This window comes from Streptococcus oralis subsp. tigurinus, assembly GCF_002356415.1.
Taxonomy (GTDB): Bacteria; Bacillota; Bacilli; order Lactobacillales; family Streptococcaceae; genus Streptococcus; species Streptococcus oralis_F.
Genome location: NZ_AP018338.1, coordinates 411,517 through 430,177 on the forward strand (window position 1 = coordinate 411,517; position 18,661 = coordinate 430,177).

General features: G+C 44.8%; 19 protein-coding genes and 1 pseudogene. 18 read left to right on the forward strand and 2 right to left on the reverse strand.

What is annotated here, in order from left to right; all coding sequences use genetic code 11:
- Positions 1-27 precede the first annotated feature (27 nt).
- From secY2 to STO1_RS09740, 10 genes and pseudogenes are all read left to right on the forward strand, one after another.
- Positions 28-1,245: an accessory Sec system protein translocase subunit SecY2 gene (secY2, locus tag STO1_RS02070; protein ID WP_096421734.1), complete on the forward strand. Its 1,218-nt coding sequence runs from the start codon at positions 28-30 to the stop codon at positions 1,243-1,245.
- 9 nt (positions 1,246-1,254) lie between these two features.
- On the forward strand, positions 1,255-2,835 hold the full coding sequence (asp1, locus tag STO1_RS02075) for an accessory Sec system protein Asp1 (RefSeq protein WP_096421736.1): 1,581 nt from the start codon (positions 1,255-1,257) through the stop codon (positions 2,833-2,835).
- A complete protein-coding gene (gene asp2 / locus STO1_RS02080; RefSeq protein WP_084872580.1) occupies positions 2,819-4,348 on the forward strand; it encodes an accessory Sec system protein Asp2 in 1,530 nt (509 codons plus the stop codon). Before asp1 ends, asp2 begins: the two co-directional genes overlap by 17 nt.
- Positions 4,345-4,785, forward strand: coding sequence for an accessory Sec system protein Asp3 (gene asp3, locus STO1_RS02085; RefSeq protein ID WP_084872581.1), 441 nt, complete (start codon positions 4,345-4,347; stop codon positions 4,783-4,785). Before asp2 ends, asp3 begins: the two co-directional genes overlap by 4 nt.
- A complete protein-coding gene (gene secA2 / locus STO1_RS02090) occupies positions 4,778-7,150 on the forward strand; it encodes an accessory Sec system translocase SecA2 (protein ID WP_096421738.1) in 2,373 nt (790 codons plus the stop codon). The genes asp3 and secA2 overlap by 8 nt, the downstream gene beginning before the upstream one ends.
- A 12-nt stretch (positions 7,151-7,162) precedes the next feature.
- Positions 7,163-8,683 (forward strand): accessory Sec system glycosyltransferase GtfA, encoded by a 1,521-nt coding sequence (gene gtfA / locus STO1_RS02095; protein ID WP_096421740.1) that lies wholly within the window; start codon positions 7,163-7,165, stop codon positions 8,681-8,683.
- Entirely contained in the window at positions 8,667-10,013 is a 1,347-nt protein-coding gene (gene gtfB, locus STO1_RS02100) for an accessory Sec system glycosylation chaperone GtfB (RefSeq protein WP_096421742.1), read from the forward strand. Before gtfA ends, gtfB begins: the two co-directional genes overlap by 17 nt.
- Positions 10,006-10,185: an accessory Sec system protein Asp4 gene (gene asp4 / locus STO1_RS02105; protein WP_033583412.1), complete on the forward strand. Its 180-nt coding sequence runs from the start codon at positions 10,006-10,008 to the stop codon at positions 10,183-10,185. The genes gtfB and asp4 overlap by 8 nt, the downstream gene beginning before the upstream one ends.
- A gap of 5 nt (positions 10,186-10,190) precedes the next feature.
- A complete protein-coding gene (asp5, locus tag STO1_RS02110; protein WP_084856915.1) occupies positions 10,191-10,412 on the forward strand; it encodes an accessory Sec system protein Asp5 in 222 nt (73 codons plus the stop codon).
- A gap of 68 nt (positions 10,413-10,480) precedes the next feature.
- A pseudogene (locus STO1_RS09740) lies at positions 10,481-10,564 on the forward strand (TIGR01741 family protein); the annotation flags it as partial.
- A gap of 256 nt (positions 10,565-10,820) precedes the next feature.
- On the opposite strand, the gene STO1_RS02120 reads toward STO1_RS09740, so the two are convergent.
- Both STO1_RS02120 and sstT read right to left on the reverse strand, forming a co-directional pair.
- Positions 10,821-11,774 (reverse strand): aromatic acid exporter family protein, encoded by a 954-nt coding sequence (locus STO1_RS02120; protein WP_096421744.1) that lies wholly within the window; start codon positions 11,772-11,774, stop codon positions 10,821-10,823.
- Between the two features lie 49 nt (positions 11,775-11,823).
- A complete protein-coding gene (sstT, locus tag STO1_RS02125) occupies positions 11,824-13,035 on the reverse strand; it encodes a serine/threonine transporter SstT (protein ID WP_096421746.1) in 1,212 nt (403 codons plus the stop codon).
- Between the two features lie 149 nt (positions 13,036-13,184).
- Between sstT and STO1_RS02130 the strand changes: the two genes are divergently transcribed.
- The 8 genes from STO1_RS02130 to STO1_RS02165 all read left to right on the forward strand — a co-directional run bounded on the left by STO1_RS02130 (position 13,185) and on the right by STO1_RS02165 (position 18,659).
- Positions 13,185-13,745: a mechanosensitive ion channel family protein gene (locus STO1_RS02130; protein WP_096421748.1), complete on the forward strand. Its 561-nt coding sequence runs from the start codon at positions 13,185-13,187 to the stop codon at positions 13,743-13,745.
- A gap of 57 nt (positions 13,746-13,802) precedes the next feature.
- Complete coding sequence (locus STO1_RS02135; protein ID WP_000899718.1) at positions 13,803-14,711, forward strand: magnesium transporter CorA family protein; 909 nt, start codon at positions 13,803-13,805, stop codon at positions 14,709-14,711.
- Between the two features lie 14 nt (positions 14,712-14,725).
- Positions 14,726-15,253 carry a YqeG family HAD IIIA-type phosphatase gene (locus tag STO1_RS02140; RefSeq protein ID WP_000963732.1) on the forward strand — a complete coding sequence of 176 codons (528 nt, stop codon included), beginning with the start codon at positions 14,726-14,728 and terminating at the stop codon, positions 15,251-15,253.
- A gap of 2 nt (positions 15,254-15,255) precedes the next feature.
- Positions 15,256-16,362 (forward strand): ribosome biogenesis GTPase YqeH, encoded by a 1,107-nt coding sequence (gene yqeH / locus STO1_RS02145; protein ID WP_096421750.1) that lies wholly within the window; start codon positions 15,256-15,258, stop codon positions 16,360-16,362.
- 211 nt (positions 16,363-16,573) lie between these two features.
- On the forward strand, positions 16,574-16,885 hold the full coding sequence (yhbY, locus tag STO1_RS02150; protein WP_000060171.1) for a ribosome assembly RNA-binding protein YhbY: 312 nt from the start codon (positions 16,574-16,576) through the stop codon (positions 16,883-16,885).
- Between the two features lie 50 nt (positions 16,886-16,935).
- Positions 16,936-17,565: a nicotinate-nucleotide adenylyltransferase gene (locus tag STO1_RS02155; RefSeq protein ID WP_084872588.1), complete on the forward strand. Its 630-nt coding sequence runs from the start codon at positions 16,936-16,938 to the stop codon at positions 17,563-17,565.
- Positions 17,565-18,158 (forward strand): bis(5'-nucleosyl)-tetraphosphatase (symmetrical) YqeK, encoded by a 594-nt coding sequence (gene yqeK, locus STO1_RS02160; protein WP_033583416.1) that lies wholly within the window; start codon positions 17,565-17,567, stop codon positions 18,156-18,158. The genes STO1_RS02155 and yqeK overlap by 1 nt, the downstream gene beginning before the upstream one ends.
- Entirely contained in the window at positions 18,159-18,659 is a 501-nt protein-coding gene (locus tag STO1_RS02165) for a cysteine hydrolase family protein (protein WP_096421752.1), read from the forward strand. It begins immediately after the preceding gene.
- Positions 18,660-18,661: the final 2 nt, after the last annotated feature.

The window sequence follows — 18,661 nt, forward strand, 5'->3', positions numbered from 1 at the left end:
AAAGATAAAAAAGAAAAGGAGGAGCTAGTGAAAGAATTTCGTTCATCGATAGCAGTAAAAAAAGGGATGCACACCCTGTTTTTGCTCTTTATTTATGTGCTCGGGAGTCGTATCGCTCTTCCCTTTGTTGACCTCAATAGTCGGGATTTTCTCGGAGGAGGCGCAGCCTATCTGGACTTTTCAGTAGCCCTGACTGGTGGAAATCTTCGGAGCCTCTCTCTCTTTTCCATCGGGCTTTCACCTTGGATGTCAGCTATGATTTTGTGGCAGATGTTTTCCTTTTCAAAGAAACTGGGCTTAAACTCAGTTTCTTCGGAAGTCCAAGATAGACGGAAAATGTACTTGACGTTAGGGATTTCCTTGATTCAGGCCTTGGCCTTGACTACAAACCTTCCTGTCCAAGCTCCCTACAATCCCTTCTTGGTCTTTCTCCTCAATACCAGCCTTTTGGTTGCGGGGACCTTCTTCTTAGTTTGGCTGTCAGACATCAATGCGTCTATCGGAGTTGGAGGCCCTGTCGTTATTTTATTGGCGAGTATGGTGGCTTCACTCCCTCAGGACATCATCCAATCGGTCCAAGTTCATAAGATCTCTCCTTGGTTGCTTTTCCTGTTGGTAGTGCTAGGTGTCCTCTTTACCTATCTAGTCGTTCTCTTTTACAGAGCTAGATACCGCATCCCTATCAATAAAATCGGGCTTCATTCTCGCTTTAAACGCTATTCCTATCTGGAAATCATGCTCAATCCTGCAGGTGGCATGCCTTATATGTATGTGATGAGTCTCATGGGCTTGCCTTCTTATCTCTTGCTCTTGCTTCAACATCTGGATAAGGGTAATCCACTCTACCCTGCCATACTGGAGCAGTATGCGATGGGGAAACCCTTGTGGATCTATGCTTATATCCTTATCCTCTTTGTCTTTAGCATTGCCTTTGCCTTTGTCAATGTGAGTGGTCAACAGATCGCAGATCGGATGAAGCAATCAGGAGATTACATCTACGGGGTCTATCCTGGTGAGGATACCAGTCGCTTTATCAATCGCTTGGTTCTCCGATTTGCTCTGATAGGTGCAGTCTTTAACGTTACCTTGGCTGGACTTCCGATCTTGTTTGTCTTGAAGGATGAGAGTCTGTTCAAAGTCAGCATGATTCCCGGACTCTTTTTAATTTTGAGTGGTATGCTCTTTACGATTCATGATGAACTGCAAGCGCTCAGACTAAATGAAAGGTATCGGCCACTATTCTAGGAGGTTTTGATGTATTACTTTATCCCGGCTTGGTATGGCAAGGAGCGTCCCTGGCATGCTGATTTGACACCTTGGTATTTTTCTCATTTTAAGTTAGAATTTGATGACACCTTCAATCAGATTCGCTTGATGCAACGCCAAGGGATCCCTGCCCAAGTCCTCCTTTTGTCCTATCAGCCTCATCTGCGCTATTTTCTCCATCGCCAAGGTATTTTAGAAGCACCGGTTTATTCCTTATTTGATGAATTGCAGGATTTTCATGAGATTCGACCACAGGTCTTGCAACTAAGAGATATTGAGTGGGATGAGGATTGCGACTTTGTTTACAGTCCCTTTACTATTCTGGTGCTGAAGGATGGCAAGCCCTATGCCCAGGTAGAGCATGGGATAGAAGGTTTTATCAGTACGATTCAGTATTTCAAGGAAGATGGGCTCTTGTCTGCCAATTACCTGATGGATGATCGGGGGCTGGTTTCCAGTGTGATTTACTACGAAGAGGGTCAGGCTCTCTACCAAGACTACCTCAATCCCAAGGGACTGTGGCAGTTTAGAGAGTACTTGCAAGATGGGGGCCGTATCGAGGTCAATCCTATCTTTGCTTTTCGTTTCCAAAAAGAGTCTTACCGAGATATGGGAGAATTGATTGCGGAGTTTTTTGACAAGAAAATAGCTCAACTCCCTGAGGAAGGAGCGACCTATTTTCTGCCTGCTTGTGACCAGCACAATGCTTTTCTTTTAGATCGATTGCCTCGCCAAAGCACCAAGGTTCTCAGCCTTTTTATCGGACGAAATCCTCAAGAACAATTACTGCAACTGGCGGATTTGTTGCCTAAAGTGGACCTTGTTCTGGTCGACAGAGAGGACACCTTGCGCTTGGTTCAGTCTGCCTTTTCAGAACAAGCAACGAAATTTCGTCATTTATCGCCTTTTGATACCCGCTTGGAGCTGGGAAAGAGCCAGACTCGGAAGGAGTCGCTCCTCTACTATCAACTGGACTTTGAGCAGGGGATAGAGGACCAAGCGCTCTATCAGGTCTTGCATTTCCTTTCTGAAAACAAGGATACGGAGCTGGTTTTTGGAGCCTTTGCTGCTAGTCAAGAAGAAATGAAGCGGCTGGAAACACGTGTTTCTGAGATGGTCGCAGATCAGTTTCAAGACCAGGAACTGGAGAAGGAAGTTGATTACCAAGGAGCTGAAAATCCACTTGAGGACAATCGCCATCAGAGCAAGTGCTATTCGTTTGTCAATATGAAGGATGAATCGGAGTTAATCAAGCAGCTGGAATTTGTTCGTTTGATTGTCGATTTGAACAGACAGCCTCTCCTCTATACCCAAATCGCGGGGATTAGTGCTGGTATCCCTCAAATCAATAGGGTCAAAACAGAGTATGTCAGCCATCAGAAGAATGGTTATCTGTTGGAAAACACTGCTGATTTTGCGCAAGCTGCCCATTACTATCTCGATAGCCTGCAGGTGTGGAATGATGCTCTGATCCATTCCATCGAAAAGATAAAGGAACACACTGGGGAGCAATTCCTAATCAAGCTAGAAAAGTGGTTGGAGGAGGTGACTCATGGAAAAGAAGTATAAAATCTTGCAAATCGGTCCAGAGGATTGGCAAGATACTCTTGCCCTACCAGTCCAACTAGACTGGTATCATGTCCCTCCCAACACACCGTCTGCCATCCAGAAAATCATGGATGAGAATGACCTAGATCACTTTCATGCTGTCATTCTCACGGATGGGGCTTATTTAGTAGATTTGCTGCCTTTTGCATCTAGCTTGGAACCCTATACGGTTTTCTATCCAGAACAGTTTGCAAGTCAGGATGAAGGTCTTCATAATCTCATCAAACAGCACTGCATGCAAGCGATGGACCTGTCAGACCGACAGGGCTTTGTTCGAGACCTCTCCACCTCCCTCTTTGAAGGTGGTTATGGGGACAAGCTAAGCCCAGCTACGATACGGATTCACCCGAGTTTTCAAGGCTCTGTCTCCTATCAAGGATTTGAGCATCTGGAGTTAGAAGGTGATTTTGGCAAGACCTATACCCAGCTAGCCTCTTGGGCCTATAATCAGACTGTCCAAGCCCATTCGCCAATCGAACTCTGGCTCGAATATGAAAAGAGTGGACCAGTGGACTTGCGCCTGCGTTTGCGAAAGATCCCAGCAGGATCTGTCTCCGAGATTAGTCAGGGCATTCTCCTTGAGGAAGCAGACTTTGCCTCAGCAATCATTGTGGAACAAGACTATGATGCTTATCTGAGTATTTCTCTTGAAGCGCGTGGTCAAGGGAAGGTCAACATCGGCAATCTCCACCAACGCTGGAGCCGGAAACAGTTTGGAAAGTTTGTTCTCGGAGGCAATATCCTGCATGACAAAAAACGTGAGGAAATCAACTATTTCTTTCACCCGGGGGATTTCAAGCCACCTCTAGCGGTCTATTTCTCAGGTTACCGTCCGGCGGAAGGTTTTGAGGGTTACTGGATGATGAAGAATCTCAGATGCCCCTTTCTCCTCTTTTCGGACCCTCGATTAGAAGGAGGAGCCTTTTACCTAGGAACTGAGGAGTTGGAAGACAGTATACAAGCAACCATCCAACACTATCTAGACTATCTAGGCTTGGATAGAAGTGACTTGATCCTATCTGGGCTGTCAATGGGAACCTTCCCAGCCCTCTACTACGGAGCCTACTTTGAACCCAAGGGGATTATAGTCGGAAAACCCTTGACCAATCTAGGAACCATCGCACAGCGGGGCCGACTAGAGGCACCAGGAGTCTTTCCGACTAGCTTTGATGTCTTACACCTTCAGACAGGAGGAGTGAGCCAGAAAGACATGAAGGACTTGGATCAACGTTTTTGGACCCGATTTAAACAAGCTGATTTTTCCCAGACGACCTTTGGTCTTTCTTACATGAAGGACGAGGATATGGATAGTGGAGCCTATGACCAACTAGTGGAGACACTCTGTCAGACAGGAGCCAAGATCTTGTCCAAAGGAACCGCAGGTCGACACAATGATGATACAGGAACAAACGTTGCCTGGTTTATTCATTTTTACAAGATGATACTAGAAGAATACAGAAGAGGTGAGACATGATTATCATCAAGAGAGAGGATATTAGGTGGGGTGAGATGGGAGCCACTTATCTTTATGGTAGCCAGATCACCTATCATGCAGACGGTCATGTTACACTGAAAAATCCTTTGCTGGCTTCAGGTGAAACCCTTAAAACCTGGTTTTCCAGTGTCAACTACCAGGCCACTAGAAGCCAGCCTAGCCTCCCTCTCCTTAAGAAAAATCATACCTACCGTCTCTCTATGAAGATGCAGGTTCAACCAACCAATGGTCTTTATCTCAAACTGACCTTTTTAAACCGTTATGAGGAAATCATCGAGGAGAGGATTGAAAGACAATTTTCCTTTAGCTTCACCTATCCTGAAACGGCCTACACCTATCGCCTCTCCTTGATTAGTGCAGGTTTTGAGACTCTTGACTTTGTTTCGTTTTCTATTGAGGAGGATGCTGGTGTTTAATCGTTTGTATCAAGAAAGACAACTGAGAAAGGTCAAGAAACTTTTAAGCCAAATCAATGCCCTCAAAGAAGAGATGGCAGCTCTCAGTGATGAGGAAATGGCTGCCAAAACAGAGGAGTTTCGCCAGCGCCTTGCTCAGGGAGAAACCTTGGATGAGCTATTGGTAGAAGCCTATGCCCTTGTCCGTGAGACCGATAAACGTGTCTTGGGTCTCTTTCCCTATGATGTGCAAGTCATGGGAGCTATTGTGATCCACCAAGGAAATGTGGCTGAGATGAATACGGGTGAAGGCAAGACCTTGACTGCAACCATGCCCCTCTACCTCAATGCCCTAACGGGAAAAGGCAGCATGCTGGTCACAACTAATGACTATCTGGCTAGACGGGACGCAAGTGAAATGGGCCCAGTCTACCAATTTTTAGGTTTAACTGTCGGACTGTCCTTTTCAGAGGACCCAAAAGAGGACTTGACTGCCGAAGAGAAAAGAAAGATCTACACCTCGGACATCGTCTACACGACCAATAGTGTACTGGGATTTGACTATCTCAATGACAATCTTGCCTCCACTAGTGAAGGAAAGTTCCTGCCTCCCTTTAACTATGTCATCATTGATGAAATCGATGACATTCTACTCGATAGTGCCCAAACTCCCTTGATTATCGCAGGCTCTCCCCGTGTCCAGTCTAACTATTATGGGATGATTGATACCCTAGTGACGACCTTGGTCCAGGGAGAGGACTATATCTACAAGGAAGAAAAAGACCAAGTTTGGTTAACCCGAAAGGGGGCCCAGACGGTTGAAGGCTTCCTAGGAATCGACCATCTCTACAAGGAAGAGTATGCAAGTTATGTTCGGCATCTGGTCTATGCTCTCAGAGCTCATATGCTCTTTACCAAGGACAAGGACTATCTGGTTCGAGGGCAAGAAATGGTCTTGTTAGACAAGGGAACAGGGCGTTTGATGGAAATGACCAAGCTTCAAGGAGGTCTCCACCAAGCCATCGAAGCCAAGGAACATGTGAAGCTCTCTCCTGAAACCAGAGCTATGGCTTCGATCACCTACCAGAGTCTCTTTAAGATGTTTCGCAAAATCTCAGGTATGACAGGAACGGGAAAGGTGGCAGAGAAAGAATTTTTCGAAACCTATAACATGTCTGTCATTCGCATTCCGACCAATCGCCCACTTAGACGGATGGACCATCCGGACAATCTCTATGTGACTCTCCCTGAGAAAGTGTATGCCTCTCTCGAAGCTATCAAGACCTATCACTCCAAAGGCAATCCGCTCCTGATCTTTGTCGGATCTGTTGAAATGTCCCGACTTTACTCGTCCTTGCTCTTGCGAGAGGGGATTTCCCACAATGTCCTTAATGCCAATCATGCGGCGCGTGAAGCCCAAATCATCGCAGAGTCTGGACAGATGGGGGCAGTGACCGTTGCGACTTCTATGGCAGGTCGCGGGACAGATATCAAACTCGGTCCAGGAGTTGCAGAATTGGGCGGTTTGATTGTGATTGGTACCGAGCGGATGGAGAGCCGACGAATTGACCTGCAAATCAGAGGTCGTTCTGGCCGGCAGGGTGATCCAGGTATGTCTCAATTTTTCGTATCGTTTGAAGATGATGTGATCAAAAAGTTCGGACCGTCTTGGGTTCACGACCTGTATCAAGACTACCAAGTGGAAGATATTAGCAAACCTATCCTACTCAAGGCTCGCAAGTACCGCAATCTCGTCAGAAAAGCCCAAGAGGCTAGTGATAGTGCCAGTCGCTCAGCGCGCAGACAAACCTTAGAGTATGCGGAAAGCGTCAATATCCAGCGTCAGATGGTCTACCAAGAAAGAGATCGTTTGCTGGATGGGAGCCGTGATTTAGAGAATATCCTTGGGGATATACTGGCAGACTATACCAAACAAATCTCAGAAAAAACCTATAGCAGTCCCCAAGAGCTCTTTCACTTCATCGTGACCAATATTAGTTTTGTGATGAGAGAATTACCAGCTGATTTGGATTTAGCTGATGCAGATCAGATTCGGGAGTTACTAGAGGAAATAATAGCCAAGGAAATCGCAGCTAAAAAGGAAGTCCTCCAACCTCACCAGCTCTATGATTCTTTTCTAAGAATATCCATGCTCAAGGCTATTGATGACAACTGGGTTGAGCAAGTCGACTACCTGCAACAGCTCAGTCTAGCAATCGGGAGCCAGTCTGCTTCTCAAAAGAACCCTATCGTGGAGTACTATCAGGAGGCTTATGCAGGCTTTGAAACCATGAAGCAACAAATCCGTACAGATATGGTACGCAATCTTCTCATGGGGATTGTGGAAGTAACGCCCAAAGGTGAGATTCTCACCCATTTTCCATAAAAAGAGGATCATATGACAATTTACAATATAAATCTAGGAATCGGTTGGGCGAGCAGTGGTGTCGAGTATGCCCAGGCCTACCGAGCAGGGATTTTTAGAAGCTTAGACCTAGCATCTAAGTTTATCTTTACCGACTTGATTTTAGCGGACAATATCCAGCATTTAACGGCCAATATCGGCTTTGCGGATGATCAGGTAATCTGGCTTTACAATCATTTTACAGATATCAAGCTAGCACCGACCAGTGTTACAGTTGACGAGGTCTTGCCCTCTTTCGGTGGCCTTGAGAGTCATAGGGAGCAGGATGGCAAGGTCTTACGTGTCTACTTTTCAGATGAGGATAAGTTTGTGACTTGCTACTTGGTAGACTCGGCTAAGAATCTGGTACAGCATGCAGAGTATGTGTTTGGGGGGAACTTGATTCGCAAGGATTATTTCTCCTACACACGCTACTGTACAGAATATTTCGCACCTAAAGACCAGGTGGCTAGGCTCTATCAACGAACCTTTTTCAATGAAGATGGCAGCACTGCTTACGATATCTTGCTGACTGAAGGACAGGAAGAGGTCTATCGATTTAAGGACCGGATTCTGTACGGAAAGCCAGCCCTTATGCGCTATTTTATGCAAAGTTTGAACTTGAGCAAGTCTGATTTGGTCATCTTGGATAGGGAAACAGGGATTGGTCAGGCTGTTTTTGAAGAAGCACAAAAGGCCCATCTAGCAGTTGTCGTTCACGCAGAGCACTATAGTGAAAATGCTAGCAACGAAGACTATCTCCTTTGGAATAACTACTATGAGTATCAATTTACAAATGCGGACAAGGTCGATTGCTTTATCGTTTCCACGGATCGGCAGAAGGAGATTCTCGAAGGTCAATTTGCCCAGTACAGTCAGCATCGTCCACGAATCGTCACGATTCCAGTTGGGAGCATTGATCAGTTGACGAAGCCTGCTAGGGAACGAAAGCCCTTTTCTCTCATTACCGCTTCGCGTTTGGCCAAGGAAAAACACATCGACTGGCTCGTCAAGGCGGTTATCCAAGCGCATCAAGTCCTCCCTGAGCTCACCTTTGACATTTATGGCAGTGGGGGTGAGGAGTCCCTTTTAAGGGAAATCATCACGGCTCACCAAGCGGAGAACTATATCCAGCTCAAGGGGCATGCAGACCTGGCTCAGATCTATCCCCAGTATGAGGTCTATCTGACAGCCTCAACCAGTGAAGGCTTTGGTCTGACCTTGATGGAGGCAGTTGGTTCAGGCTTGCCCCTGATTGGTTTTGATGTGCCTTATGGAAACCAGACCTTTATCCAGGACGGTCAAAATGGCTACTTGATTCTAAGTTCGGATGACCATGTTGAAACGGCGATTAAAAGGGCCTTTGCAGAAAAGATCTGCCAGCTCTATCAGGAAAATCATTTGCCAGCTATGCGAACAGCATCTTATGAGCTAGCTAGAGGATTTTTAACAGATAAAGTAAGGGACAAGTGGAAGAAAACGATAGAGGAGGTCCTGCATGATTCAACTATTTGATCGATATGGCCAGGAAAGTCGAGATTTACATGAAAGTCTAGAAGCTGCTGGCCTGTCCCATGTCACGGTTGTGATCGAGCCAGATGGCTTTCTCCCAGATGGGATTCTTTCTCCCTTTACCTACTATCTGGGTTACGAGTCGGGAAAAGCTCTTTATTTCAACCAAGTAGCCGTACCTGAGTTTTGGGAGATTGCGGGCAATAACCAGTTTGCGCATATCCTAGAGGATTCTCGGGAGAGGGGCGTGATTCACTATGTGGATGCTCCTCAGGCCCGTTTGGTCAAGCAAGTCGACTGGAAGGACCTATCCGGCGGTATCTACCAAGCAGACCACTATAACCGATACGGAGCCTGCTTTGCCAAGACCACCTATAGTGCAGATGGACAGGCTATCCTGACCAAGTACCAGGATGCAAAGGGACAGGAAATTGTACTAGAAAACCATGTGACAGGCGATATCCTCCTAACCTTGCCCGGACAAGCCCTGCGCCATTTTAAAAATCGAGTAGAATTCACGATTTTCTTTTTGCAAGACTTGGGAATCGACACTCGCCACCTTCTCTTTAATACTCTAGCCACCTCTTTCTTGGTCTCATACCATTATCCAGATAAGACTGGACGGGATATTTTAGTCTGGCAAGAACCGCTAGATGATTGTCTTCCTGGAAATATGCAGTTGCTACTGGAGCAAGAGGGGCTGAGAGCTAAGCAGATCCTCATACCAGACAAGGCTACCTATGAACAGGCCTTGGCCTTGGCCAATCCAGCCTATCATGACAAGTTTGCCCATCTAGGTTATCATTATCAGTTCAAAAGAGAAAACTTCGTTCGAGCAGATGCCTTGATTGTTACCAACTCAGATCAGATCGAGCATATCGAAACCCTGATTGAGTCCTTGCCAATGGTGACCTTCCGAATCGCGGCAGTGACTGAGATGTCGTCCAAGTTGCTGACCTTGCTTTCTTATCCCAATGTCGTTCTCTATCAAAACGCTAGTCCGCAAAAGATTCGAGAACTCTACCAGCTGTCGGATCTCTATCTAGACATCAATTACGGAAACGAGCTTTTGGATGCTGTCCGTCAAGCCTTCGAGCACAATATGCTCATCCTAGCCTTTGACCAAACAGCTCATAACAGACCTTACACAGCTCCAGAACACCTCTTTGATGTCCAGGCTGTTGGAGACATGATTGCGAAGATTCAAGAAGCTCTCAGCAGTCTTGACAAGATGGGCCAAGCCCTTGGACATCAAGGCCGCCATGCCAACTATGTGGACTTGGCTACTTACCAAGAGAGGATGGAAAGGATAATAGGGGATGGGCATGACTAAAAAAGATTTATTTTACAAGGATGTCGAAGGACGCATGGAAGAGTTAAAGCAAGGAGCGCTTAAGAAAGAAAAGCCTACCCGAGGAGAAAAGATCAGTAAAACTTTCTCCATTTTACTCGGCATGCTCATCCTTCTTACCCTGATCTTTACATTATTAGGAATCTTGAGGTGAAATTGATGGAAGTTTTGATGATTATAGGAATAATCCTAGCCGTCGCCTTAATTGTCCTGGTTCTCATCCAACCTCGCCAAAGCCAACTCTTTTCCATGGATGCGACCAGCAATATCGGAAAACCAGGCTACTGGCAGAATAACCGCTTGGTAAAAATGGTGACCCTCTTGATTAGCCTAGCCTTGTTTGTCTTGCTCCTCGTTTTTATGATGGTGACCTATCAGTAAGAACGCGGTACCATTCACAGATAGAGGATAATAGAGACGGGGAAAATACATCTAAACCGGAGGAACATATGGAAAAACAGATTAATGAGAAAATTATCGAAATCGTACATCAAGTCAACGATATGATTCCAGTTGAGTGGGATGATTTGTATCCCTTATACCAAGCAGGCTACATTCCTTGCGGATATGCGGGTGGACAATATAAAGTCTTCTAGCTTGAATTGTTATGAAAGTCAATCAGACTGTTGAGATATTCTGTGAATTTTAAAATATGGCTAGTCGTGATAGGGATTCAGGTTCTACAGAAAATATCCCTGTCTTGATGATTCTAAGGGGAATGGTCAAATAATTTCCCTCCAAATACAAAACACAAGAACCTCAGAGGAATTCTCTGAGGTTCTTTGCGTTTTAGTTTCCATATTTTTGGTAAAAATCAACCTTAACCTGGATAAAGGTTTCGGCTTCGCGTAGTAGCTGCAGGAGGGTGGCACGGGTTTCAAACTCCTCACGTGTTTTAGGGAGACTCCGGTTGCGGAAGACTTGCAGATAGCGTTCGATGTCATCAAGTAGGTCATGAGCAGGATTGGTCTGACTTAGCTGGGCAGCAATCTTAGCAAAGAGCTGGGCTAAAATCAAACTCTCACTTGCGGCCAGATGACAGGTATTGATCTGCTGGGCCATATTTCGCAGGATGCGACTTTGTCGCTGCCTCATCTCAAAGTAGTGGATGTGGTAGTCCGTTTGGTGAAAGAGATGGTCTGAGTGGTCCAAATAGACCAGTTTGAGGGCTTCTTCAAGAAGCTCATCCAATTCGTCAACGAGTTGGGCTTGATTGCGCCCGTCTCCTCTTGATAGATAGTATTTAAAGCGAAGCAGGATGTCTTTTAACTTTTCTTCGACCTGAAGGTGATAGCTGTGAATGGCCTTTTCCCGAGAGGGCATGTAAAGGTTGACTAACAGAGCAAAGCTTGTCCCGATGAGAAAGAGGAGCACTTCATTGAGCAAGAGAGCTGGAGAAGTAGACTCCTGTACCAAGAGATGACCGACCAAGACACTGCTAGGTGTGATGCCGATTTCCCAGCCCATTTTGTAAGCAAGAGGCACGTAGAGAGCCAGATAGAGGCCTAGACTCCAGATGTGAAAGCCGGTCAGCTGAAAGGCTAGAACGCCGATAGCGAGCGCTAGGAGCATGGAAAAGAGGCGGTTACGGGCCAATTTTAGCGTACTTCTGCGCGTGTCAGAAAGGCTTAAGAGGGCGATAATGCCAGCTGAAACTGCTGATGATAAATCTAAAAAATAAGCGAGAAAACAAGCGAGGCAGGTCGCCAAGATCAGTTTTGTCGTACGTTGGGTGATAGACATGAGAATTTCCTAAACTAATAGAATCAAGTGTTTAACGAGGAGTCAGAGACTAGGGGCGAAGTTTTCGGTTTGTAGCATACTCGGCAACCGCTGTAAAGAGGACATCTGTTGAAGAGTTCAGGGCTGTTTCACAGGAGTCTTGAACGACCCCAATCACAAATCCGACTCCGACAACCTGCATAGCCAAGTCGTTGGAAATTCCAAAGAGGCTACAAGCCACAGGAATGAGGAGAAGGGATCCCCCAGCGATTCCAGAGGCACCGCAGGCAGAAATGGCAGCCACGACACTGAGCACAAATGCTGTCCCAAAGTCTACCGAGATTCCGAGTGTATTGACGGCAGCTAGAGTCAGGACATTTATGGTAACAGCAGCGCCAGCCATATTGATGGTCGAACCAAGCGGGATGGAGACAGAGTAGGTGTCAGGATTCAGTCCCAAGTCTTGGCAGAGTTTCATATTGACAGGGATATTGGCGGCAGAGCTACGAGTGAAAAAGGCTGTAATACCACTGACACGTAGACATTTCAAAACAAGGGGATAGGGATTTTTCCTCATAAAGAGAAAGGCGATGAGCGGGTTGATGATGAGGGCAACAAAGGCCATGGTAGCAATCAAGAGTCCTAGGAGGACACCGTAGTTGGCCAGACTGGCAATACCCTTGTCTGAGATGGTCTTAAACACCAAGCCTAAAATTCCAAAAGGAGCTAGATTGATAATCCATTCCACGATTTTAGAGGTGACATCTGCCATGGTTCTCAGTAATTCTTTACTGTGTTTACTTGCCTCTCTCATAGCCAGACCAAAGACGACTGCCCAAGAGAGAATCCCGATATAGTTGGCTTCAACAATGGCATTCAAGGGATTATCCACCAGTTTGAGCAAGAGGTTGCTGAGGACTTGACCGATACCGTCAGGAGCAGCAACTTCTGTATTTGCGCTGGTCAGGGTGATTTGCACAGGCAGTAAGAAACTAGCTAGAACGGCTACTAATGCAGCAGCAAAGGTTCCAAGCAAGTATAGGAAGATAACCGTCTTCATATTGGTGTTTTGTCCCTTTTGGTGTTGGGAAAGGGCATTGGCAACAAGAGCAAAAACCAAAATAGGAGCGATGGCTTTCAATCCGCCTACAAAGAGGTCTCCAAGCAGACCAATTCCTGTAAGGTTTGGAAAGAGCATCCCTAATGTCGCTCCCAAAATCATTCCAATAAGGATTCGTTTGATGAGGCTTGCCTTGGTCCAGGCTCTAATGATTCGTTTCATAGCAGTCTCCTTCAAATGTATTGTTTATAATTATAGTATAAATATGCTATAGAGGCAAGTGATATTTTGAAAATAGGAACAATAATTGAATAATTATGAAAGAAAAGAGAAGGGCGATTTTATGGTATAATAGGGAAAAGGAGTTTTATATGCAAGATTTTTTTCAACGCTATTTTGATAAAATTGATTTAACAACCATATTAGAGAATCTCTTAACCAAGGTGATTTCTCTTTTGATTTTGTTTTTGCTATTTTATATAGCTAAAAAGATGCTTCATGCAACTGTCCGAAAGATTGTCAAACCCTCACTTAAATTTTCCAATCGAGATGCAGGAAGACAAAAAACCATCTCCCGTTTGCTGGAGAATGTCTTTAACTACATTCTTTATTTCTTTTTGCTCTACTGTATCCTGTCTATTTTAGGACTGCCAGTTTCTAGCCTCCTTGCTGGTGCGGGGATTGCCGGGGTGGCCATTGGTATGGGGGCACAAGGTTTTCTATCTGATGTTATTAATGGTTTCTTCATCCTCTTTGAACGCCAGCTTGATGTGGGTGATGAAGTGGTCCTCACAAATGGACCGATTACCGTCTCTGGAAAGGTCGTTAGTGTAGGAATCCGTACAACACAACTGCGCGGTGATGATCAAGCTCTTCACTTTGTTCCTAACCGCAATATTACCGTTGTTAGTAATTTATCCCGTGCTGAATAGTCCGACTATTTTAGCAGATTTGTGGTACAATAGAAGGAGTTTGGTAAAGGAGAGAGTATGCTATTTGTAGAGAAAAAACTAGGTCACGATCGTACTTGGATAGACCTTGATGTGGATAAGATTAAAAATATGGAAGATCTTTCTGATATCTATGGATTGGACAAGGAAACCATCGAGTATGCTCTGGATAGAAATGAACGAGCCCACATGGATTATAACCGTGAAACGGAGACGGTAACCTTTATTTATAATGTTCTTGACTTAGAAAAAGACAAAGAATATTATGAAGCGATTCCGATGACCTTTATCGTTGAAAAACAACGGCTGATTACTATCAGCAATCACAAGAATACTTATGTGATTAAACGCATGGCAACCTACCTTGAAAGCCATGAAATTATTTCAATCTACAAATTTCTTTTTGCCAGTTTAGAGATTATTAGCAATGCTTACTATCCAGTTATTGAAGAGATGGATAAAAGTAAGGATGAAATCAGTGCACTTCTTCGTCAAAAAACAACTAAAAAAAATCTTTTCGCCCTCTCTGACTTGGAAACTGGTATGGTTTACCTGACAGCTGCTGCTAAACAAAATCGTCTCCTCTTGGAACACATTCAAGGGCATGCACTTTATCGCAATCTTAATGAGGTGGAAAGAGAGCAGTTTGACGATGCTATGATTGAAGCCCATCAGTTGGTTTCAATGACAGATTTGATATCTCAAGTCTTGCAACAACTCTCAGCCTCTTACAATAACATCCTAAATAATAATCTGAATGATAATTTGACAACTTTGACAATTATCTCAGTCTTGCTAGCTATCCTTGCGGTTATTACAGGATTTTTCGGAATGAATGTTCCCTTACCGTTTACAGATGAACCAAATGCTTGGATTTATATTTTGATAGCTAGTCTCATTTTATGGGCAGTCTTAGCTCAATGTTTAAAGAAAATTGCTAGAAATTAAAAAAAGGAGCCAGAATGGCGATTGAAAACTATATGCCAGATTTTGCTGTGGAAGCAGTCTATGATCTGACAGTCCCAAGCCTGCAAGCGCATGGTATCAAGGCTGTTTTGGTCGATCTGGACAATACCCTCATTGCTTGGAACAACCCTGATGGGACGCCAGAGATGAAGCAATGGCTACATGACCTTCGGGACGCGGGCATTCGCATTATCGTGGTCTCAAATAATACCAAAAAACGAGTTCAACGCGCAGTTGAGAAATTTGGGATTGATTACGTTTATTGGGCCTTGAAGCCTTTCACATTTGGGATCGACCGTGCCATGAAGGAATTTCACTATGAAAAAAATGAAGTGGTCATGGTCGGCGACCAACTCATGACGGATATTCGCGCAGCCCATCGTGCGGGTATTCGCTCGATCTTAGTCAAACCCTTGGTCCAACATGACTCGATCAAAACGCAGATTAACCGAGCTCGCGAGCGCCGTGTCATGCGAAAAATCACTGAAAAGTATGGACCGATTACATATAAAAAAGGAATTTAACTATGGAAGAAATTCTCTGTATTGGTTGTGGAGCAACCATTCAGACGACAGACAAGGCTGGTCTTGGTTTCACTCCCCAGTCGGCACTTGAAAAAGGTTTGGAGACTGGAGAAGTTTATTGCCAACGCTGTTTCCGTCTCCGCCACTACAATGAAATCACAGATGTCCAGTTGACGGACGATGATTTTCTCAAACTCTTGCACGAGGTGGGAGACAGTGATGCCTTAGTGGTCAATGTCATTGACATCTTTGACTTCAATGGATCAGTTATCCCAGGCTTACCGCGCTTTGTATCGGGCAATGATGTCCTCTTGGTCGGAAATAAAAAAGATATCCTGCCCAAGTCAGTTAAACCGGGCAAGATTAGCCAGTGGCTCATGGAACGTGCCCACGAAGAAGGACTTCGTCCAGTTGATGTGGTTTTAACTTCAGCCCAAAACAAGCATGCTATTAAGGAAGTCATTGACAAGATTGAACACTACCGTAAGGGCCGTGATGTCTACGTAGTTGGGGTAACCAACGTTGGAAAATCAACTCTCATCAACGCTATTATCCAAGAAATCACAGGTGACCAAAATGTCATCACGACTTCGCGTTTTCCGGGAACAACCTTGGACAAGATTGAGATTCCGCTCGACGACGGATCTTATATTTACGATACGCCAGGGATTATCCACCGCCACCAGATGGCCCACTACTTGACGGCCAAAAACCTCAAGTATGTCAGCCCTAAAAAGGAAATCAAGCCCAAAACCTATCAGCTTAACCCTGAACAAACCCTGTTTCTAGGTGGTCTCGGACGCTTTGACTTTATATCAGGAGAAAAACAAGGATTTACTGCTTTTTTTGACAACGAACTCAAACTCCACCGTACCAAGCTAGAAGGCGCTAGTGCCTTCTATGACAAGCACCTCGGAACCCTTCTCACACCACCAAATAGCAAGGAAAAAGAAGATTTCCCAAAACTAGTCCAGCAGGTCTTTACCATTAAGGACAAGACAGACCTGGTCATCTCAGGACTAGGCTGGATCCGCGTAACAGGCACTGCCAAAGTCGCCGTCTGGGCACCAGAAGGCGTCGCCGTCGTCACACGAAAAGCCATTATTTAAACACAGAAAGGAAAGAGTTATATATAAAGGCGAGCATTGCGAGCCCATAACGAATACTTTTCGCCGTGGTGTCAGTTGGTACAAGGAGTTGTATCAACTGCGGAAAATCTGAGACCTTAGGCTCAGATTTTAGTCATGAAAGTCCGAAGGACTTTGCTGACGTCCGTAACCACTTCAGAAAAGTATAAAAAGAAACTCTTTTAAAGAGAATATGTCATTAACATCAAAACAACGTGCCTTCCTCAACAGCCAGGCACATACCCTCAAACCCATCATCCAAATCGGTAAAAATGGACTTAACGACCAAATCAAAACCAGCGTTCGCCAAGCTCTTGACGCCCGTGAATTGATTAAAGTTACGCTCTTGCAAAACACAGATGAAAACATCCACGAAGTAGCTGAAATCTTGGAAGAAGAAATTGGTGTGGATACAGTCCAAAAAATCGGACGCATCTTGATTTTGTATAAACAATCCAGCAAGAAAGAAAATCGCAAGATTTCTAAAAAAGTCAAAGAAATCTAAAACCTACTCCAGACAACTGTTTTTACAGAGAATTAAAGGAAGACGAGCCTATGGCAATCGAATTATTGACTCCCTTTACCAAGGTAGAGTTGGAGCCAGAAATCAAGGAGAAAAAACGCAAACAAGTCGGGATTCTAGGGGGGAATTTTAATCCCGTTCATAATGCCCATCTTATCGTTGCGGACCAAGTCCGACAACAGTTGGGACTGGACCAAGTCCTGCTTATGCCCGAATACCAACCTCCTCATGTAGATAAAAAGGAAACCATCCCCGAGTACCATAGGCTCAAGATGCTTGAATTGGCAATAGAGGGGATTGAAGGTCTAGCCATTGAAACCATTGAGTTAGAGCGCAAGGGCATTTCCTACACCTACGACACCATGAAGATTTTGACAGAGAAACATCCAGACACGGATTATTACTTCATTATCGGGGCTGATATGGTGGACTATCTGCCTAAATGGTACCGAATTGATGAGCTGGTCGACATGGTTCAGTTTGTTGGAGTTCAGCGCCCACGCTACAAGGCAGGGACTTCCTATCCAGTTATCTGGGTGGATGTGCCTCTCATGGACATCTCGTCCAGCATGGTGCGTGACTTCATTGCTCAAGGTCGGAAACCTAACTTTCTCCTACCTCAGCCAGTGCTAGACTACATCGAGAAGGAGGGGCTTTACTGATGGCATACCAAGACTATATCAACTGTTCCCGAGAGGCTTTGTTGGAAAAAATGGCAGAGCTTCTGCCTGAAAAACGTTTAACCCATTGTTTGGGGGTGGAGCGTGCAGCCATAGAACTTGCCCAGCGATTTGAAGTCGATGCTGAGAAAGCTGGTCTAGCAGGCCTTCTTCATGATTATGCTAAAAAGCTGTCAGATCAGGAATTTCTAGACTTGATTGACCGTCATCAGCTAGACACTGATCTCAAAAACTGGGGCAATAATGTCTGGCATGGTATGGTTGGCATCTACAAGATTCAGGAAGATTTGGATTTGCATGATCCAGAAATCCTGCGAGCTATTGAAATCCATACAGTCGGAGCTGGTCAGATGACCGATCTAGATAAAGTCATCTACGTCGCAGATTATATCGAGCACAATCGTGCCTTTCCAGGAGTGGATGTGGCGCGTGAAATTGCGGAGCTATCGCTCAATAAGGCAGTGGCCTACGAAACAGCTCGTACCGTGGAGCATTTAGCTCATCAGGGATTTCCCATCTATCCCCAAACCCTTGAAACCTATAACGCCTTTGTGCACTATTTGAAAGAGGACTAAATGAGGACGGCTTTTATAATCATTGATGTTCAGAATATTTTAGTGGAAACCGGTTTTCAGACAAATAGTCTATTGGAAAAAATTTCTTATTTACAAAACCAGGCTAGAAGCAAGAATATCGAAATTATCTATGTTCAACATATTGAGGACTCTGAAGCTCAAACATCAGAAGATTGGCAGTTATCTGAGCTTTTAAATCGAAAACCTAATGAAAAGGTCTTTCAGAAGAAGTATAACAGTATTTTCAAAGAAACTGGTTTAAAAGAATACTTGGATAAACAGGGAATTGAAAAATTAGTTTTATGTGGTATGCAGACAGAATATTGTGTGGATACCTCTGTCAAGGTTGCCTTTGAATATGGCTATCAGCTTATTATTCCAGAAGGAACTTGCACAACGTTTGATGGGAATGACATTCCAGCAGAAACGATAAATGAATTTTATGAGGACATTTGGGTGGGGCGCTTTGCAGATGTCCTAGATTACAAACATATTTTCTAGAA

Bases quoted from the DNA above. Each gene is read 5' to 3' on its own strand.
- asp2 (WP_084872580.1), top strand. From the start codon at position 2,819: ATGGAAAAGAAGTATAAAATCTTGCAAATCGGTCCAGAGGATTGGCAA.
- STO1_RS02130 (WP_096421748.1), top strand. From the start codon at position 13,185: ATGCAAGATTTTTTTCAACGCTATTTTGATAAAATTGATTTAACAACC.
- STO1_RS02155 (WP_084872588.1), top strand. From the start codon at position 16,936: ATGGCAATCGAATTATTGACTCCCTTTACCAAGGTAGAGTTGGAGCCA.
- asp4 (WP_033583412.1), top strand. From the start codon at position 10,006: ATGACTAAAAAAGATTTATTTTACAAGGATGTCGAAGGACGCATGGAA.
- gtfB (WP_096421742.1), top strand. From the start codon at position 8,667: ATGATTCAACTATTTGATCGATATGGCCAGGAAAGTCGAGATTTACAT.
- asp3 (WP_084872581.1), top strand. From the start codon at position 4,345: ATGATTATCATCAAGAGAGAGGATATTAGGTGGGGTGAGATGGGAGCC.
- yqeK (WP_033583416.1), top strand. From the start codon at position 17,565: ATGGCATACCAAGACTATATCAACTGTTCCCGAGAGGCTTTGTTGGAA.
- STO1_RS02140 (WP_000963732.1), top strand. From the start codon at position 14,726: ATGGCGATTGAAAACTATATGCCAGATTTTGCTGTGGAAGCAGTCTAT.
- STO1_RS02120 (WP_096421744.1), bottom strand. From the start codon at position 11,774: ATGTCTATCACCCAACGTACGACAAAACTGATCTTGGCGACCTGCCTC.
- asp5 (WP_084856915.1), top strand. From the start codon at position 10,191: ATGGAAGTTTTGATGATTATAGGAATAATCCTAGCCGTCGCCTTAATT.
- asp1 (WP_096421736.1), top strand. From the start codon at position 1,255: ATGTATTACTTTATCCCGGCTTGGTATGGCAAGGAGCGTCCCTGGCAT.
- sstT (WP_096421746.1), bottom strand. From the start codon at position 13,035: ATGAAACGAATCATTAGAGCCTGGACCAAGGCAAGCCTCATCAAACGA.
- yhbY (WP_000060171.1), top strand. From the start codon at position 16,574: ATGTCATTAACATCAAAACAACGTGCCTTCCTCAACAGCCAGGCACAT.
- STO1_RS02165 (WP_096421752.1), top strand. From the start codon at position 18,159: ATGAGGACGGCTTTTATAATCATTGATGTTCAGAATATTTTAGTGGAA.
- yqeH (WP_096421750.1), top strand. From the start codon at position 15,256: ATGGAAGAAATTCTCTGTATTGGTTGTGGAGCAACCATTCAGACGACA.
- STO1_RS02135 (WP_000899718.1), top strand. From the start codon at position 13,803: ATGCTATTTGTAGAGAAAAAACTAGGTCACGATCGTACTTGGATAGAC.
- gtfA (WP_096421740.1), top strand. From the start codon at position 7,163: ATGACAATTTACAATATAAATCTAGGAATCGGTTGGGCGAGCAGTGGT.